The following is a 16,226-nucleotide window of genomic DNA, read 5'->3' on the forward strand; positions in this document are numbered from 1 at the left end:
TTCCACGCAGACGGGGGTAAGTCCGTAGCCAGCGTAAACAACCGAAAGCGAGCCCCGTGACCGACCAGCTGACCGTCCGCCGCGTGATCGACGCTCCCCCCGCCTCGGTGTTCACCGCCTTGACCAACCCCGAGGTCCAGGCCGCGGTCGACGGCTCGGAGATGCTGCGCGGCGCAATCGACCCGACGCCGCTGCGTGCGGTCGGCGATACCTTTGCGATGGACATGTATCAGCCGCAGCTCGGCGAGTACGTCATGGAGAACACCGTCTTCGTCTTCGAGCAGGACCGGCGTATCGGTTGGATTCCCCGCCGTCAGGGCATGGAGCCTCGCGGCACGCGGTGGTCCTGGGAGCTCGACGCGGTCTCCGAGGGTCGCACCGCGCTGACTCAGGTCTACGACTGGTCTCGTGTCACCGATCCGGAGTTTCGCAAGATGGCCGGCTTTCCTCGGGTGACCGAGGACCAGATAGTGGGCACCATGCGCCGCATCGCCGAGCATCTCGGCATCCGCCTCGAAAACTGATCCGCACAGAAAGAGAGAGCGTCATGGTCGACGTCACCAGAACATTCACCGCCGCAGTCGCGATCGAGAAGGCCGCAGCCTTTCTTCGAGATTTCTCCAACGCGACGGCTTGGGATCCCGGAACACAGAGCTGCACACAGGTTTCCGACGGCCCGGTCGCCGTCGGTACGCAGTGGCACAACGTTTCGAAACTGTTCGGGATCACCACCGAACTGACCTACACGTTGGTCACCGACGAACCGACACACATCGTGTTCGAGGGAGAGAACAAGACGGCCACCAGCGTCGACGACATCACGCTGACCTCCGAAGGACCGCACTCGACCCGAATCGACTACCACGCGAAGGTCGACTTCAACGGTGCAGCCAAGGTAGCCGGCCCGTTCCTGAAAGCCGGATTCGAGGCGAAAGTCGCCCCGGAGACGGTGGAGAAGATGACCGAGGCGCTCGAGCGGCTGAACTGACCGCTTACTTGCGCGCGACGATCGTGAAGTTGTCGGCCGAGCTCGCCACGGCGTCGGGTGCCACGATCGAACCGTCGTCGGCGAAGATTTCCACGATCGTGAACCCGGCACCCGTCACCAGCGATCGCACGTCCGACACCGTGGTGAAGTGCATGAACGGCGCGAAATCGTGTGCAGCGAGTGGAGCGATGGCCCATGATCCCCGATCGTCGACGCGGGATTTGGCCGACCACCAATTGCGTACGCTGCGAACGACACCGGCAGGATCGAGCAGCCTCCGCCCGATGGCCGTCACTGCCCGTTTCGGCGAGAAAATGAACCGCTGTGTCGGCCTGCTCAGCTGAAACGGCTTCTCCCCGAACGACGGTCCGTTGCGGTTGAGGGTGGAGAACACCAACACTCCGGAATCCGCCAGCAGTCGGCCGAATTCTGCGAGTACCCGGCCGCGCTCCTCATGGGTGACGGTGTCTATTCCGTTGTTGCTGAACACGATCAGGCCGAACTCGCCGTCGGTGAACGCCGTCAGATTGCGCGCATCGGCCACGTGCGCCTGCAGGTCAGGGAAATTTCGGCGGAACGCCTCGATCATGTTGGGCGCGTAGTCGATCGCTACATAGCAATCGCTCACGAGTCGGAGCAGGGCCGTCGTTCGCCCACTGCCGACGCCGACATCCAGCACCGGCGTTCCGCGCGCAACCGAGGCGGCAGCGACCAGCGCTGCGGCCTCCCCACGGTCGAGAAATCCATCGGTGGGGCCGGCGTACTCCACATAGGCCGCGGCCACCCGAGCACTGTCGAACACATCCCGATTGTGGTCTGTGGACACGCCGATCACCCCTTCCTCCCTGACCGCTGCCACCCGCGCCTCGCCCCGGAATCAGACGGTACCGGCGAACCCTGAGGTGCGCCTGAGGCCGAATACCCGCCGAGTGTGGCCTCCGCCACCACCGACGGCGACAAACGAAGCATGAACTCGAGCCGCGTACCGTCGCCGACTTCTCCGCCCTCGACCGATCCCCCCATTCGGGGGTATTCGTGGGGTGACTCGGGTCACTACCGTTCGTCGCACTCGGTATCGCGCATTCACCCGATACCCGACAAAACGGAGGAACCATGACCACTGTCTCACCCGACGACCCGGGTGTGTCCGCACCGTCGTCACCTGCGGTGCAGACCAAGACCAGTGTTCGACGGGTCGCCGTCGCCAGCGGTATCGGCACGACGATCGAGTTCTACGACTTCTTCATCTACGGCACCGCTGCCGCGCTGGTCTTCCCGACGATCTTCTTCCCGGCCCTCGGATCCACGGCAGGCACCGTGGCCTCGTTCGCGACGTTCGCGGTCGCGTTCATCGCCAGGCCCGTCGGCGCAGTCCTGTTCGGGCACTTCGGCGACCGCATCGGTCGCAAGAAGACCCTGATCTCGACGCTGCTGTTGATGGGGGTGTCCACGTTCGCGATCGGTCTGCTGCCCGGCGCGGAGACCATCGGCGTCGCGGCCCCGATCATCCTGGTGCTACTGAGGTTCGGGCAAGGGTTCGCGGTCGGCGGAGAATGGGCAGGCGCGACCCTGCTCACGGCCGAGTACGCACCGCCCGGTAAACGCGGCTTCTACGCCATGTTCCCCCAGCTCGGACCGTCGGCCGCCTTCATCTTCTCCAGCGCGACATTCCTCGCGACCGGTCTGCTGCTCGGCGATACCAACGAGACGTTCCTGAACTACGGCTGGCGAATCCCGTTCCTGCTCAGCGCCGTTCTGGTGCTCATCGGCCTGTACATGCGGTTGGCCATCGAGGAGACCCCGGTCTTTCGCGCCAACAAGCTCGCCGAGGAGCAGGCACCGGCGAGCGCGGCACCGACGAAACTGCCGATCTTCGACGCCTGGCGCATCCAGAAGCGTGAGATCATCACTGCTGCAGGAGCTTTGGCATCCCTGTTCGCCTTCTTCTACATGGGGACCGCATACCTGACGAGCTACGGCACCAAGACCCTCGGGTTCGACCGCCCGTTCGTGTTGGTCACCGGCATCGGCGCCGCGGTCATCTTCGGAATCGCGATCGCACTGTCGGCGACCTACTCCGATCGCGTCGGCCGACGGCGAGTGATCATGGGAGCATGCATCATCGCGATACCGTGGTCGATCGCTCTGTTCCCGATTCTCGACACGGGTTCGTCTGCGGCGTTCGTCATCGGCATGTGCGTCACGCTCGCCATCTTCGGAGTTGCGTACGGACCGACCGGGGCCCTGCTCCCGGAGCTGTTCCAGACCCGATTCCGTTATACCGGAGCAGGTTTGGGCTACAACCTCGCCGGAGTTCTCGGTGGAGCGATTCCGCCGATGCTGGCCGCTCCGCTCACCGCCGCGTTCGGCAGTATCTCGATCGGCGTGATGCTGGCTCTGCTGTCGGTGCTGAGTCTGGTCTGCACCAAGAGACTGATCGAGACCAAGGATGTCGACATGGCGTGATCATCCTTCGAAACCGCAACCGCGGCCATCCTTTTCGGGATGGCCGCGGTTGCGGTGTATCAGGTCGAGAAAGAGATCGATCAGTCGTCGCCACGGGGCGGCGGCTGAACGTCGACGCCACCGGAGTTGTGCTCCGGTCCGGCCGCGGGATGACCGGCAGGTACGCGTCCACGCGTCTTCGCGGCCTCGCTGTCCTTGGTGGCACCCTCGGCGAACTTGCGACGCCAGCTCTCCTCTGGACGGTAGGGGCCCGGCTTCGGCCGAACCTTGCCGCCCGGGAACGCCAGCCGCGCGATGGTCCGCTGGACCATGCCCCACTGCTGAAAGAACGGTCCGGTGTTGTACGGCAATTCGTAGCGCTCGCAGATGTCCTTGATCTTCGGCGCGACGTCCGAGTACCGGGTGCTGGGCATATCCGGGTACAGGTGGTGTTCCACCTGGTAGCTCAGGTTGCCACTCATCAGGTGGAACACCGGTCCGCCGTCGATGTTCGCGGCTCCGACGAGCTGACGGACGTACCAGCCGCCGCGGGTCTCGTTCTCGACCTCTTCCTGGCTGAAGGTGTAGGCCTGATCCGGGAAGTGACCGCAGAAGATGATGGCATTCGACCAGACGTTACGAATGATGTTGGCGGTGAAGTTCGCGGCGACCGTCGACAGGAACGTGCTCTCGACGCCACTGAGTCGGCTGTCCAGCAATGCTGCCGTGCGACGGTTCTTCCCGAAGCGGGTGGAGCTTCGCAGCTTGGACGCCAGCCGAGACCTCTTGCTCTCCGGCACACGGCCACCCGAGGCCAGCTGTGCCAATGCGAACGCACCGGCGCTGATCAGGGGCCAACCTACGTAGTCCTTGACGAACTGCTTGCGTGCCTTGACGCCGATGCCCTTGAGGTCCTCGACGAGATCCTTGACCGGCTTCTCGCCACGACGGATAGCCTCGATGTCGAGATCGTGCAGGGCCACGCCCCACTCGAAGAACGCCATCAGCAGAACGTTGTAGAACGGCTGGGCCAGGTAGACGGGACTCCACTTCTGACGTGGGTCGATCCGCATGATCTCGTAACCGAGATCCTTGTCCTTGCCGCGAATGTTCGTGTAGGTGTGGTGCACGTAGTTGTGGGAGTGCTTCCACGAGTTGGCAGTGGAGGCGGTATCCCAGTCCCACACCGACGAGTGGATTTCCGGATCGTTCATCCAGTCCCACTGGCCGTGCATGACGTTGTGGCCGATCTCCATGTTCTCGAGAATCTTGGCAATTCCGAGGCAGGCGGTGCCGGCCAGCCAGGCCGGCTTGCTGGTGGAGCCGAGCAACAGCACGCGTCCGGCAACCAGCAACTGACGCTGTGCCGCAATCACCGAGGTGATGTACTTTCGGTCCTTCTCGCCGAGGCTGGAGTACACCTCGTCGTGGATGGCGTCGAATTCCTTGGCGAGTTCGGCAATGGTCTCGTCACTCAGATGCGCCAGCGGGTTCACCGGCTCATCGGTGTCGGTGACGCGCCTGGTGGTTTCGTCGATAGACATACATTCCCCTGTTCGAATGGAAGATCAGAGTTCGATTTCGATGTCGCCCTCAGCAGTATTGACACAGATCCGAACCGCTTGCCCCGTAGGTTCGGAGATATCCCCGTTACGTAGGTCACGTAAACGCCCCTTTTTCAGGGTACCTACACAGGTATGACAGATGCCGATGCGACAACCGAACGTCAGGTCCAGTCCGGCATCCTCTCCTGCTGCGAGAATCGTTGTGCCACCGTCGCATTCGACGTCCTTCTTGCTGTTCAGGAACTTGACGACGCCGCCTTCGCCTGCATCGTCTCCGCCACCGATGACGGGCTGGAAACTTTCGTGATGGAATTTGTCGTAATCGCCCTGGTCTTTCCAATACGAGCGCAGATCGTCCAGATGTTCACCCGGACCGGAGCAGAATGCTTCGCGCTCACGCCAATCCGGAACCAACTCGTCCAGTTCGGACGCCTTCATTCGACCTTCGTCGCTGGTGATCCGCAGCTTCACCGTCAGGCCGTCGTGCTTGGCTTCGAGTTCGTCGAGGGTGTCGGCGAACATCAACTGCTCACGGTTGTGCACCGAGTGCACAACCACGGCGTCGGTCACCTGATCGTGGTGGTCGAGGGCGCGAAGCATACTGATGATCGGCGTGATGCCGCTGCCTGCGCTGATGAACACCATCTTGTCCGGAACCGGACTCGGCAGAGTGAATTCACCCTCCACCTCGCTGAGGCGCACGATATCGCCGGTTCTGATGGTGCCCACCAGGTATGGCGAGACCGTGCCCGACGGCACCAGCTTGGGGCTGACGCTGACGAGTCCGTCCACCGGATCCGGATCGGATGTCAGCGAATACGCCCGCCAGTGGTACCGACCGTCGATCAGCACTCCGAGTCGAACGTACTGGCCGGGCGTATGGCCCTGCCACTCGAAACCGGGACGGATGTACACCGAGACGGCTTCCGATCCCTCGGGAACCACCCGTTCGACCTTCCCCCGAAGTTCGCGAGTCGTCCACAGCGGATTGATCATCGACAGGTAGTCGTCGGGTCGGAGCGGATTGAACAGAGATCGGACTGCGCGCAGCATCGTCCGTCTCGCAAAAGAAACCTGGGGCTTGGCCCCCCGTTCAGCCATACTCAACGGTAACTCCGAGAAGCTCGCCGTGCGTACGAATCGGTCAGACTCGAATGAGACTGCTACACAAGGTGAACAGAACAGGGCCTCACCGGCGGTCAGCGCGCTCGCGAGACTCGATCACCGAGAGCGGCGCTCACTTTGCCGTACCAGCCGAGCGGACGCGCCGGGCCTCGCGTCGGGACGTCCGCGAGCAACGCCTCGGCGGTTTCCTCCGCGTCGATCTTGTTGTCGCCGATGCCGCCGGTGGCCCCTCGCTTGGCCCATCCGACGACGTAGCACCCGGGAACGGGAGTGCCGTCGGCGGCGGTGATTCGACCGCCCTCGTTGCGAACGGTGCCGGTGATGTCGTCGAACGGGATGCCCGGCGACGGGGTTCCGCGATAACCGATGGCGAGCAGTACCAACTCGGTAGACAGTTCGACGGCGGCGTCGCCGACACCGACCTCGATGGACTCCACCGAGCCCTGCCCGTGCAGGACAGACGGTGCGCGCCCGAACGCGAAGACGATGCGACGCCCTGGCGCGCGAGAGCCGAGATCGACGCGCGGGGCTCCTGCCAGCGCAGAGGCCGAGGACGAGAGCGGCAGTCTGTCGATGGCGTCGACGATTCCGTCCGGTCCTGCCACGACGACGTCGACGTCCGGGCGATCGACCAGAGCCTTGCACTCGGAGCGCGTGAACGCCGCGAACTCCGGGCCACGGCGGGCGAGGACGACTACCTCGCTCACTCTGTTTCGACGCAGCTCGGCCAAGGCATGGGGCGCGATCTCGGTCCCGTCGAGCTGGTTCGGGTCGGCAGTGAGGATACGAGCCGCGTCGAGGGCGACGTTGCCGTTTCCGATGATGGTGACGCGGTCGACGCCCGTGAGATCGATCGCGTCGGCGGGAACGTCGGGATGGCCGGTGTACCAACCCACCAGGGTGCGCGCACTGACGGATCCATCGAGGTCGATACCCGGAATCTCGAGGGCTCGGTCCTTGTCGGCGCCGACGGCGTAGACGACCGAGTCGAACTTTCGGGCCAGTTCGACGTGATCGACGTCCTTACCGACCTCGACGCCGAGCTTCATCGTCACTCGTGGATGCACGAAGATCCCGCGGAAGTGCTCGCTGATGCGTCGGGTACCGAGGTGATCGGGAGCGACACCGAACCGGGCCAGGCCTCCCGCTATGGGCAACCGGTCGTAGAACGTGACGGTGGTGCCGGGCACTCGCAGCAGCGCCTGGGCGGTGTAGCAGGCGGCCGGCCCGGTCCCGACGATGGCGATGTCGATCGGCGGTAGGTCGTTGACCGTTGCCACCGGGAACCGAGGCGCGCCCCACTCCGCCACAGCCGGCTTGTCCTTGTAGTAGTCGGCATTGATGTCGGCGTAGATCTGCTGATCGGGCGTCAATCGCGAGACGCGAGTGATCGCGTCCACCGGGCACGCGTCGGCACAGGCCCCACAGTCGATGCACGAGCGCGGATCGATGTAGAGCAACTCCGTCTTACCGAAATCCGGCTCGTCGGGCGTGGGATGAATGCAGTTGACCGGGCACACCGACAGGCATGATGCGTCGTTGCAACAGTTCTGCGTGATCGCGAACGGCATGGGTTTCTCAGATGTCCTTCACGGCCTCGAAAAGAGTGGTCAGAGCATGTGCAGACGACGGTAGATCATCTCGGCCGGCTTGGTGACCAAACCGCAGTCGAGAAGAAATGCCATCAGGTGCTCGCTCGAGGTGCGCATCATCGTGTGGTGGTGGGCGTTGTTCTTCGCTTCCTTCACCGCACGGTCGACATCGAGGCCCGCTGCTGCGTAGACCTCCTTGTTGACCATGTTGGACACGATCATGCGAGCGGCGATCGCGACGACGAGCGCACTGGCCTTGCGGCGCGCCGGGCTCTTCTCGGCGATCTCCTCACGCATCTGTGCGCGTGCGAACGTCATGTGCCGCGATTCCTCGACGACGTGGATCTTGCTGGTGGTACGCACCAGCGGCAGCACGTTCTCGCCGCGCATCCAGTCGCGCTGCATGACGTCGAGCACCTCTTCGGCGACGAGGATGCCGCCGTAGGCGACCTCGGCGGAGGCAAGAGCCTTGAAGCCACGGCCGAGCTCGATGCTCGACCGACGCGGCAGGTAGGCCTTGATGCCCATCTTCTGGCAGGCGCGAGCGAACATGATCGAGTGACGGCACTCGTCGGCGATCTCGGTGAGTGCGAACTGGAAGTCCGAGTTGGACGAGTCCTTGCAGTACTGATCGCGCAGGACCATCTGCTGCAGGATCATCTCGAACCAGATGCCGGTGCTCATGATCGAGCAGACCTCGTGGCGGGTGAGCGTGATGCGCTGCTCCTCGCTCATCTCGTCCCACAGCTTCGTGCCGTAGAGGGTGCTCCACTCCGGGTTGAGTCCGTAGAGGGAGGGATCCAGATCGGCCTCCCAGTCGACCTCCTCGGACGGGTCGTACGACAGCTGGGCGGCGGAATCGAGCAAACGAGCGGAAACGTCTTCGGGCTCGAGGACGTCGTTCCTGGAGAGTGTGCTGGTCATCGCCGTCGTTCCTTTCATCGTCGAACAGGAGTGATTAACTGTTACGGAGATTACCAGGTACTTGCCGACACAGATAGTCACTTGCGCGGAAAATCCTCGATTCTTTTTTTCGGGCACCTAGAGTGCGAGCGACCAGAGAACGGAGATTCACCGGTGATCGCAGCTCTACGGTCCGCCCTCGACCGCACACCCATGCGTCTGTACGCGGTGGGAATGGTGTCGGCCAACGCCATCGGTGCCGTCATCGTGTTCGTGCTGGCGCGCTTCATCCTGCCGCTGCCGGTCGGTTCGGAAGAGATCCTCTCCGACCGCAACTACCTGGCGTTCTTCGTGTATCTGCCGGTTGCGATCGGCATCGGCATCGCGCTCGGACTCCGCGTCGCAGCACCTCTGGTGCGGTGGCTGCACACCGGCGGTATGCCCTCGGACGAGACCGCGATCGCCGTCGTCCGACTGCCTCTGCGCCAACTCGGCGTCCATGTCCTGCTGTGGGCGCTCGGCGTCGCAGTGTTCGTCGCAGTCAATGCATCGGCCGGCGCTGCGCTGTCGATCATCGTGGCGATAGCCGTCAGCTTCGGCGGGTTGGCCACCTGCTCACTGGGCTATCTGGTGGCCGAGCGCACTCTCCGGCCGATCACCGCGGCTGTGATGGAGGTCAGTGCGGTCACCGACGCGGCCGCACTCGGTGTTCGGCTTCGCGTCGTCCTGATCTGGGTCTTGAGCACGGCCATTCCCATCCTCGGACTGGGCCTCATCGGACTCGGCAGACTGATCGACACCGTCATTCCCCCGGACGTCGACCTGTCTCCCGCGATGGTCTCCCTGTCGGCCATCGCCCTCGTCGTCGGATTCGGCGGCATGTTTCTCGTCGGCCGTTCCGTATCCGATCCGCTTCAGCAGGTGAGCTCGGCCATGCAGCGCGTCGAGGCCGGAGCCACCGACACCCGCGTGGACGTCTACGACGCCTCCGAGATCGGCAGACTGCAGAACGGGTTCAACAAGATGGTCGTCGGACTCGACGAACGTGAGCGGCTCCGCTCACTGTTCGGTCGCCACGTCGGCCAGGACGTTGCGCAACGCGCGCTCGCGAGCGCACCCCGCCTCGGCGGCGAGAATCGGACGGTGGCGGTCCTGTTCATCGATCTCGTGGGTTCGACGGCACTGGCCGAACGTGAATCGGCCGAGACCGTGGTGGATCTGCTCAATCGATTCTTTGCGGTCGTCGTCGAGCACGGCGAACGCGGCGGCGGATTCGTCAACAAGTTCGAGGGCGACGCGGCGCTGCTCATCTTCGGCGCTCCGGTCGATCACCCGGACCCGGCGACCGCCGCACTGCGCACCGCGCGCACCCTGGCGACCGCACTCGCCACCGACGGCGACTACGAGATAGGCATCGGAGTCACGTACGGAACGGTCATCGCAGGCAACATCGGTGCCGAGTCTCGTTTCGAGTACACCGTCATCGGCGACACCGTGAACCAGGCCGCCCGGCTCACCGATCTGGCGAAGGACGACCCGAACACCGACGTGCTCACGTCGTCGATCGTGCTCGATCACGCATCCCCTGACGAACGCTCGTATTGGAAGACGGGCGAGACGGTCACACTGCGCGGCCGCTCGACACCGACCACTCTGGCCGCACCCGTGCGTCACCGCTGACGTCCGACCGTTCCGCCGAGAAATTCGAAGGTTTCCAATTCGGTGCCGATGGGGCATACCCCCCGAACCAACTCACCCCATCGCGCATGCGCGAGACGTTGACCGATACAACGTCTCTCGCTCCGAAAGGCATCCATGTCCGCAATTCTGTTCGGTTCGATCAGCACTCTCGTCGACACGTCCGAACTGCAGCGCCGCTCGTTCAACGAGGCGTTCGCTGCACACGACCTGAACTGGAACTGGTCTCGCGAGGACTACCGCGCCATGCTCGGATCCAACGGTGGTGCCAACCGCATCAGTGAGTACGCGTCCGAGACCGGCACCGAGGTGGACGCAGCCGCCGTGCATGCCACCAAGTCCGAGATCTTCCAGCGTCTGATCGGCGAATCCGACGTGAAGACCAGGCCCGGCGTGGCAGACACGATCGACTCGGCCAAGGCGAACGGCCTGAAGGTCGGCTTCGTGACGACGACGTCGCGAGAGAACATCGACGCGCTGCTGGCCGCTCTGTCTCCAGAGCTGACCGCAGATTCGTTCGACATCATCGTCGATGCGACCTCGGTCGAGCCAGGAAAGCCCGATCCCGCCTCGTACGAATACGCCTTGAAGACGCTGGGAGAGAACGCGTCCGACAGCGTGGCCATCGAGGACAACGCAGGCGGCGTCCAGGCAGCAGCAGCCGCGGGCATCACCTGTGTTGCATTCCCCAACGAGAACACCGCGGGCACCGAATTCGGCTCGGCCACCGAGACGGTCGATGCACTCGATCCCGAGCGCCTCCGAGCTCTGCTCTCAGTCTGACCTTCCATCCAATCCTCCAGGAGTAACCAGTGAGCAATCTTCAGGCCCAGGTCGTTGCCGGGGACAGGTCGTTTCGTGTCGAAGGATACGAGCGGATCGAATACGACCTGATCTATGTCGACGGGGTGTTCGCACTCGAGAACACCGAATTGGCCGACAGCTACCGGCCGTACGGTCGCGCGCTGATGGTCGTCGACGAATCGGTCCACGAGATCTACGGCGACCGGATCAGCGCGTATTTCGATCACCACGACATCGCCCTGACGGTCGTTCCGGTTCAGATTGCGGAGACCGCGAAGTCGCTGGAGACCTTCGAGCGCATCGTGGGAGAGTTCGATGCGTTCGGCCTGGTCCGCACCGAGCCGGTACTGGTGGTGGGCGGCGGACTGACCACGGACGTAGCAGGTTTCGCGTGCGCCAGTTACCGTCGCAACACTCCGTACATTCGCATTCCCACCACACTGATCGGCTTGATCGACGCGAGCGTCTCCATCAAGGTGGCCGTCAACTACGGAAAGCACAAGAACCGCCTCGGTGCGTACCACGCGTCGCAGAAGGTGCTGCTGGACTTCTCTTTCCTCGGCACACTGCCCGAGGATCAGGTGCGCAACGGCATGGCCGAGCTGATCAAGATCTCCGTCGTCGGCAATCTGGAGATCTTCGAGATGCTGGAACAGTACGGACCGGAACTACTGCGAACCCGATTCGGTCATCTCGACGGAACAGCGGAATTGCGTTCGGTCGCAGACCGACTGACCTACTCGGCGATCGCCACCATGCTCGAACTGGAGGCTCCCAATCTGCACGAGATCGATCTCGATCGCGTCATCGCCTTCGGCCACACGTGGAGCCCCACACTCGAGCTGACCCCGCCCGCACCGTTCTTCCACGGCCACGCGATCAACATCGACATGGCTCTGTCCACGACCGTCGCCGAGCAACGCGGACACCTGTCCACGGCCGACCGCGATCGAGTGCTCGGAGTGATGTCGAGCATCGGCCTGGCCCTGGACAGCCCCTACCTGACACCCGAATTGCTGTCCGAGGCAACGGCATCGATCCTCAAGACTCGCGACGGTATTCTGCGTGCCGCGGTGCCGGATCCGATCGGTACGTGCCGCTTCCTCAACGACCTCGACGCCGCCGAGCTGGCCGATGTCCTGACGCTGCACAAGAAGATCTGTCTGGACTTCCCGCGGGCAGGCGAGGGCCTCGACATGTTCACCGCACCGACGCCGTGACGAAGGCCCCGCGACCGGTGACCCCGACGACCATTCTGGCGCGCGAGCTGAGCGAGATAGCCGCTCTGCTCGACGCCGGTGCCGGGGTCACCGACGAGCTGACCGCCCGTGTTCATCGAGCCCGCGATCTCGCAGCGGGACTCGACCCGTATCTCGACACCTGCACCACCTCCCAATCCGCCGCGCTGGCGACGCTGGCATCGCGGACCCGCACCGAGGACTGGAGATCGCGCGACATCGTCTCCGGCTCGGGGCCCCTGGAGATGGAGATGCTCTCCGGCCACGTGGAGGGACGCTTCCTTGCGTTTCTCGTGCACATGACCCGAGCGAAGCGGGTGCTCGAGATCGGTATGTTCACGGGCTACTCGGCTTTGGCGATGGCCGAGGCCCTGCCCGCGGGCGGCGAGGTCGTCGCGTGCGAGGTGGATCCGTACGTGGCCGAGTTCGCGCAGTCCTGCTTCGCGGAATCGCCTGCGGGCGCGTCCATCACGGTGGAAGTGGGTCCGGCGCTGGACACCCTGCGCCGGCTCGACGGGAAATTCGACCTGGTGTTCATCGACGCCGACAAGACCGGATACCGGGCGTACGTGGAGTACCTGCTCGGCAGCGAGCTGCTGGCCGAGAACGCCGTGATCGCTGTCGACAACACACTGCTGCAGGGCCAGCCGTACAGCGAACAACCCACCGAGAACGGTCGCGCCGTCGCCGAGTTCAACGACTACGTGGCGAACGACCCCCGCGTGGAGCAGGTACTGCTTCCTCTGCGCGACGGCGTGACGCTGATCCGTCGAACATGATTCGTACCCTTGCCGCGCTCGCCGGCCTCGCGGTCACCATCCCCGCCGATCTCGTGGCGGCGGGGGTGGCTGTCGTTCGCGGTGGCCGACCGGCCACGCGCCGATCCGATTCACCCAGAACGGTCCTGATCAGCGGCGGCAAGATGACCAAGGCCCTGCAGCTCGCACGGTCCTTCCACCTCGCCGGGCATCGCGTCGTCCTGGTGGAATCGGCCAAGTACCGTTTTACCGGCCATCGGTTCTCGCGAGCAGTCGACCGATTCCACTGCATTCCCGAGCCCACCGAATCCGGTTACGCCCGAGCGCTTCTGGATGTGGTTCTTCGCGAGGGCGTCGACGTCTTCGTCCCCGTCGCAAGCCCCGCTGCGAGCATTCACGATGCCGACGCACGAGCACTCCTCGATCCACACTGCGAGGTGATTCACGGCGACGGCGACACGGTTCGCATGCTCGACGACAAATCGCGATTCTCCGAGCACGCTGCAGCACTGGGACTACGCGTTCCCGATTGGCAGCGCATCACCGACGTGCAGCAGATCGAGAAGTTCGACTTCCCACCGGGCCGCGAGTACATCCTCAAGCGCATCTCCTACAACCCGGTCGGCCGAATGGACCTCACCCGCCTGACCCGCGAGACCCCGGCCGAGAATCTGCGGTTCGCACAGGGTCTCGGAATCTCCGAGGACGATCCGTGGATCCTCCAGCAGTTCGTTCCCGGCCAGGAGTACTGCACTCACGGGACCGTTCGTGGCGGGCAGTTGCAGGTGTACGGCTGCTGCGAATCGTCGGCGTTCCAGATCAACTACGAGATGGTGGACAAGCCCGAGATCCTGCGCTGGGTGGACACTTTCGTCTCCTCGCTCGACGTCACCGGCCAGCTCTCGTTCGACTTCATCGAGTCCGCCGCCGACGGCCACATCTACGCCATCGAATGCAACCCCCGCACCCATTCGGCCATCACGATGTTCTACGACCATCCCGACCTGGCTGCCGCGTACCTCGACGACGGTCATTCGGTGATCGTCCCGCGCCCGACGGCCCGACCGACGTACTGGATCTACCACGAATTATGGCGTCTGATCACCGAGTCCGATCGGAAGGCTCGGCTGCGCAGCATCTTTCGCGGCACGGACGCCATCCTGACGGGATGGGATCCTCTGCCGTACCTGCTGGTGCACCACCTCCAGATTCCGTCACTGCTGGTGCGCAACCTGCTGATGCGCCGAGGGTGGTCTCGCATCGACTTCAACATCGGCAAGCTCGTGGAGAACGGAGGCGATTGATGACCGTGTCGGTCCTGGTACTCGTCGGATCCTCGGTGGACGAGTTCCACTGCGATCTGTCTCGGGTGTACGCGGGCGGCTTTCTCGACGCGTTCGGTGGTGATCCCGCCTACCGGTTCGAGGTCGCGTTCGTCTCGCCCGGCGGACTCTGGAGTTTCCCCGGCGGCATCGATGCCGCCAGTGTGGCTGCGGCGCACCAGATGTCGTTGACGCAGGCAGTGGAGGTCATATCGTCGTGGCACTTCGACGTCATGGTGCCGCAGATGTTCTGCCTACCCGGCATGACGACGTATCGCAGCCTGTTCGACCTGCTGGGCGTGCCGTATGTGGGCAACGGTCCTGACGTGATGGCGATGACGGCGGACAAAGCTCGTGCCCGAGCCGTCGTCGCCGCGGCCGGGGTCGCGGTTCCCGACGGCGTTGTGGTGCGATGCGGCGAGAACGTCGAGGTCGATCTGCCGGTCGTGGTCAAACCCGTGGACTCGGACAATTCGATGGGCGTCACGCTCGTTCGCGAATCCGACCGTCTGACAAGCGCAGTGAGTGAGGCGCTGACGTATTCGAGTGCGGCGCTGGTGGAGTCGTACATCGAACTCGGCCGCGAAGTCCGCTGCGGCATCATCGAACGAGGCGGTGAACTGATCTGTCTTCCCCTCGAGGAGTATGCCGTCGAGTCGATACGCACCAGCGCCGACAAGTTGAATCGCACCTCGAACGGAGATCTGTACCTGGTCGCGAAGGAGCAGACCAAGGCGTGGATGGTGGACGTCTCCGATCCGATCACCGAGAAGGTCTGGGCCGCAGCACGATCGTGCTACCGAGCCCTGGGTTGCCGGCACTACGGACTCTTCGACTTTCGCATCGACCCCGACGGTGAACCGTGGTTTCTCGAAGCCGGTCTCTACTGCTCGTACTCCCCGTCCAGTGTGCTCGCTGTGATGGCCTCGGCAGCCGGGATCGCCGTCGACGAATTGTTCGCACACTCGCTCGACGAACTGTCGGTGAAGGAGTTGTCCTCATGACGCTGGGAATCGAGATCGACGACCTGGACGTGGGCTCGGCCGCGGTCGACGAACTGCGAATGCTGTTGGCCGAACACGGCGTATTGATCCTGCGGCGGCAGTCTCTGGACGACGAGCGCTTTCTCGCGTTCCTGCGCCGATTCGGCGACATGATGTTCACCGAGGGCGAGACGCCGGTGCCGGGATTCCCCGACCTGAACGTCATCAGCAACATCGGCCGAACAACACCTCCGAAATCGACCTTTCACGTGGACACCACCTATGTTCCGAATCCACCGGCGTACACCGCATTACGCGCGGTGGAGGTACCGCGGGCCGGTGGCAGCACACTGTTCAGCGACCAGTACGCGGCCTACGACACGTTGCCCGACGACCGAAAAGCGCACTTGGCCGGACGCATGGTGACGCATCGTGTGACCGGGGTGGCGTCGGACACCGATTCCTCCGCCGAACATCCCTTGTTCGCAGTGCATCCCGTGTCCGGGCGTACCGCATTGGCCCTGTCTGCGCCCGCGCGGTGCGTGGCGATCAGCGGAATGTCCGCCGACGAGGCGCAGGAGACGATTCGATACCTCTTCGAGCATTCCACGCACGAGAAAAACCTGCTGCGGCACTCGTGGGCACCCGACGACGTGGTGATGTGGGACAACCGATGTGTGATGCATCGAGCCGATCACAGCGCGGTGGTAGGAAACAGGGTGATGCACCGCGGAATGGTGGCTGTCGAGGAATCGACGTCGGTTATGTGACCGACAACTCAAAGTGTTGCCGGTTCGCCTCGGGC

General features: G+C 63.8%; 15 protein-coding genes. 10 read left to right on the forward strand and 5 right to left on the reverse strand.

The genetic code is table 11. The features are described from left to right. Positions 1–56 precede the first annotated feature (56 nt). Both AABD04_RS19345 and AABD04_RS19350 read left to right on the forward strand, forming a co-directional pair. Complete coding sequence (locus tag AABD04_RS19345; protein WP_341442157.1) at positions 57–524, forward strand: SRPBCC domain-containing protein; 468 nt, start codon at positions 57–59, stop codon at positions 522–524. Positions 525–547: 23 nt separating this feature from the next. After that, positions 548–988 (forward strand): SRPBCC family protein, encoded by a 441-nt coding sequence (locus AABD04_RS19350; protein WP_341442158.1) that lies wholly within the window; start codon positions 548–550, stop codon positions 986–988. 4 nt (positions 989–992) lie between these two features. Here the strand turns inward: AABD04_RS19350 and AABD04_RS19355 are convergent, their stop codons facing one another. Continuing rightward, a complete protein-coding gene (locus AABD04_RS19355) occupies positions 993–1,814 on the reverse strand; it encodes a class I SAM-dependent methyltransferase (RefSeq protein WP_341442159.1) in 822 nt (273 codons plus the stop codon). A 287-nt stretch (positions 1,815–2,101) separates the two neighbouring features. Here AABD04_RS19355 and AABD04_RS19360 point away from each other — a divergent pair, with 287 nt between their 5' ends. After that, positions 2,102–3,454 (forward strand): MFS transporter, encoded by a 1,353-nt coding sequence (locus tag AABD04_RS19360; protein ID WP_341442160.1) that lies wholly within the window; start codon positions 2,102–2,104, stop codon positions 3,452–3,454. Positions 3,455–3,534: 80 nt separating this feature from the next. Here the strand turns inward: AABD04_RS19360 and AABD04_RS19365 are convergent, their stop codons facing one another. The 4 genes from AABD04_RS19365 to AABD04_RS19380 all read right to left on the reverse strand — a co-directional run bounded on the left by AABD04_RS19365 (position 3,535) and on the right by AABD04_RS19380 (position 8,639). Beyond that, positions 3,535–4,977, reverse strand: a complete 1,443-nt coding sequence (locus AABD04_RS19365; RefSeq protein WP_341442161.1) for a fatty acid desaturase family protein — start codon at positions 4,975–4,977, stop codon at positions 3,535–3,537. Positions 4,978–5,001: 24 nt separating this feature from the next. After that, the gene (locus AABD04_RS19370; protein WP_341442162.1) at positions 5,002–6,099 is read right to left on the reverse strand and encodes a ferredoxin reductase; all 1,098 of its coding nucleotides are present in this window, start codon (positions 6,097–6,099) and stop codon (positions 5,002–5,004) included. Between the two features lie 98 nt (positions 6,100–6,197). Beyond that, entirely contained in the window at positions 6,198–7,694 is a 1,497-nt protein-coding gene (locus AABD04_RS19375) for a 4Fe-4S binding protein (RefSeq protein WP_341442163.1), read from the reverse strand. A 39-nt stretch (positions 7,695–7,733) separates the two neighbouring features. Then, positions 7,734–8,639: an AurF N-oxygenase family protein gene (locus AABD04_RS19380; protein WP_243593929.1), complete on the reverse strand. Its 906-nt coding sequence runs from the start codon at positions 8,637–8,639 to the stop codon at positions 7,734–7,736. Positions 8,640–8,792: 153 nt separating this feature from the next. Here AABD04_RS19380 and AABD04_RS19385 point away from each other — a divergent pair, with 153 nt between their 5' ends. From AABD04_RS19385 to AABD04_RS19415, 7 genes are all read left to right on the forward strand, one after another. Continuing rightward, positions 8,793–10,298 carry an adenylate/guanylate cyclase domain-containing protein gene (locus AABD04_RS19385; RefSeq protein WP_341442164.1) on the forward strand — a complete coding sequence of 502 codons (1,506 nt, stop codon included), beginning with the start codon at positions 8,793–8,795 and terminating at the stop codon, positions 10,296–10,298. Between the two features lie 135 nt (positions 10,299–10,433). Beyond that, positions 10,434–11,099 carry an HAD-IA family hydrolase gene (locus AABD04_RS19390; RefSeq protein ID WP_341442165.1) on the forward strand — a complete coding sequence of 222 codons (666 nt, stop codon included), beginning with the start codon at positions 10,434–10,436 and terminating at the stop codon, positions 11,097–11,099. A 29-nt stretch (positions 11,100–11,128) separates the two neighbouring features. Next, positions 11,129–12,340 carry a sedoheptulose 7-phosphate cyclase gene (locus AABD04_RS19395; RefSeq protein ID WP_243593932.1) on the forward strand — a complete coding sequence of 404 codons (1,212 nt, stop codon included), beginning with the start codon at positions 11,129–11,131 and terminating at the stop codon, positions 12,338–12,340. 17 nt (positions 12,341–12,357) lie between these two features. Then, positions 12,358–13,137: an O-methyltransferase gene (locus tag AABD04_RS19400; RefSeq protein ID WP_341442166.1), complete on the forward strand. Its 780-nt coding sequence runs from the start codon at positions 12,358–12,360 to the stop codon at positions 13,135–13,137. Beyond that, a complete protein-coding gene (locus tag AABD04_RS19405) occupies positions 13,134–14,420 on the forward strand; it encodes an ATP-grasp domain-containing protein (protein ID WP_341442167.1) in 1,287 nt (428 codons plus the stop codon). Before AABD04_RS19400 ends, AABD04_RS19405 begins: the two co-directional genes overlap by 4 nt. Then, positions 14,420–15,442: a D-alanine--D-alanine ligase family protein gene (locus tag AABD04_RS19410; protein ID WP_341442168.1), complete on the forward strand. Its 1,023-nt coding sequence runs from the start codon at positions 14,420–14,422 to the stop codon at positions 15,440–15,442. The genes AABD04_RS19405 and AABD04_RS19410 overlap by 1 nt, the downstream gene beginning before the upstream one ends. Continuing rightward, positions 15,439–16,191 carry a TauD/TfdA dioxygenase family protein gene (locus tag AABD04_RS19415; protein ID WP_341442169.1) on the forward strand — a complete coding sequence of 251 codons (753 nt, stop codon included), beginning with the start codon at positions 15,439–15,441 and terminating at the stop codon, positions 16,189–16,191. The genes AABD04_RS19410 and AABD04_RS19415 overlap by 4 nt, the downstream gene beginning before the upstream one ends. The last annotated feature ends 35 nt before the right edge of the window (positions 16,192–16,226 follow it).

It is taken from the genome of Rhodococcoides navarretei (genome assembly GCF_038069675.1).
Lineage (GTDB): Bacteria > Actinomycetota > Actinomycetes > Mycobacteriales > Mycobacteriaceae > Rhodococcoides > Rhodococcoides navarretei.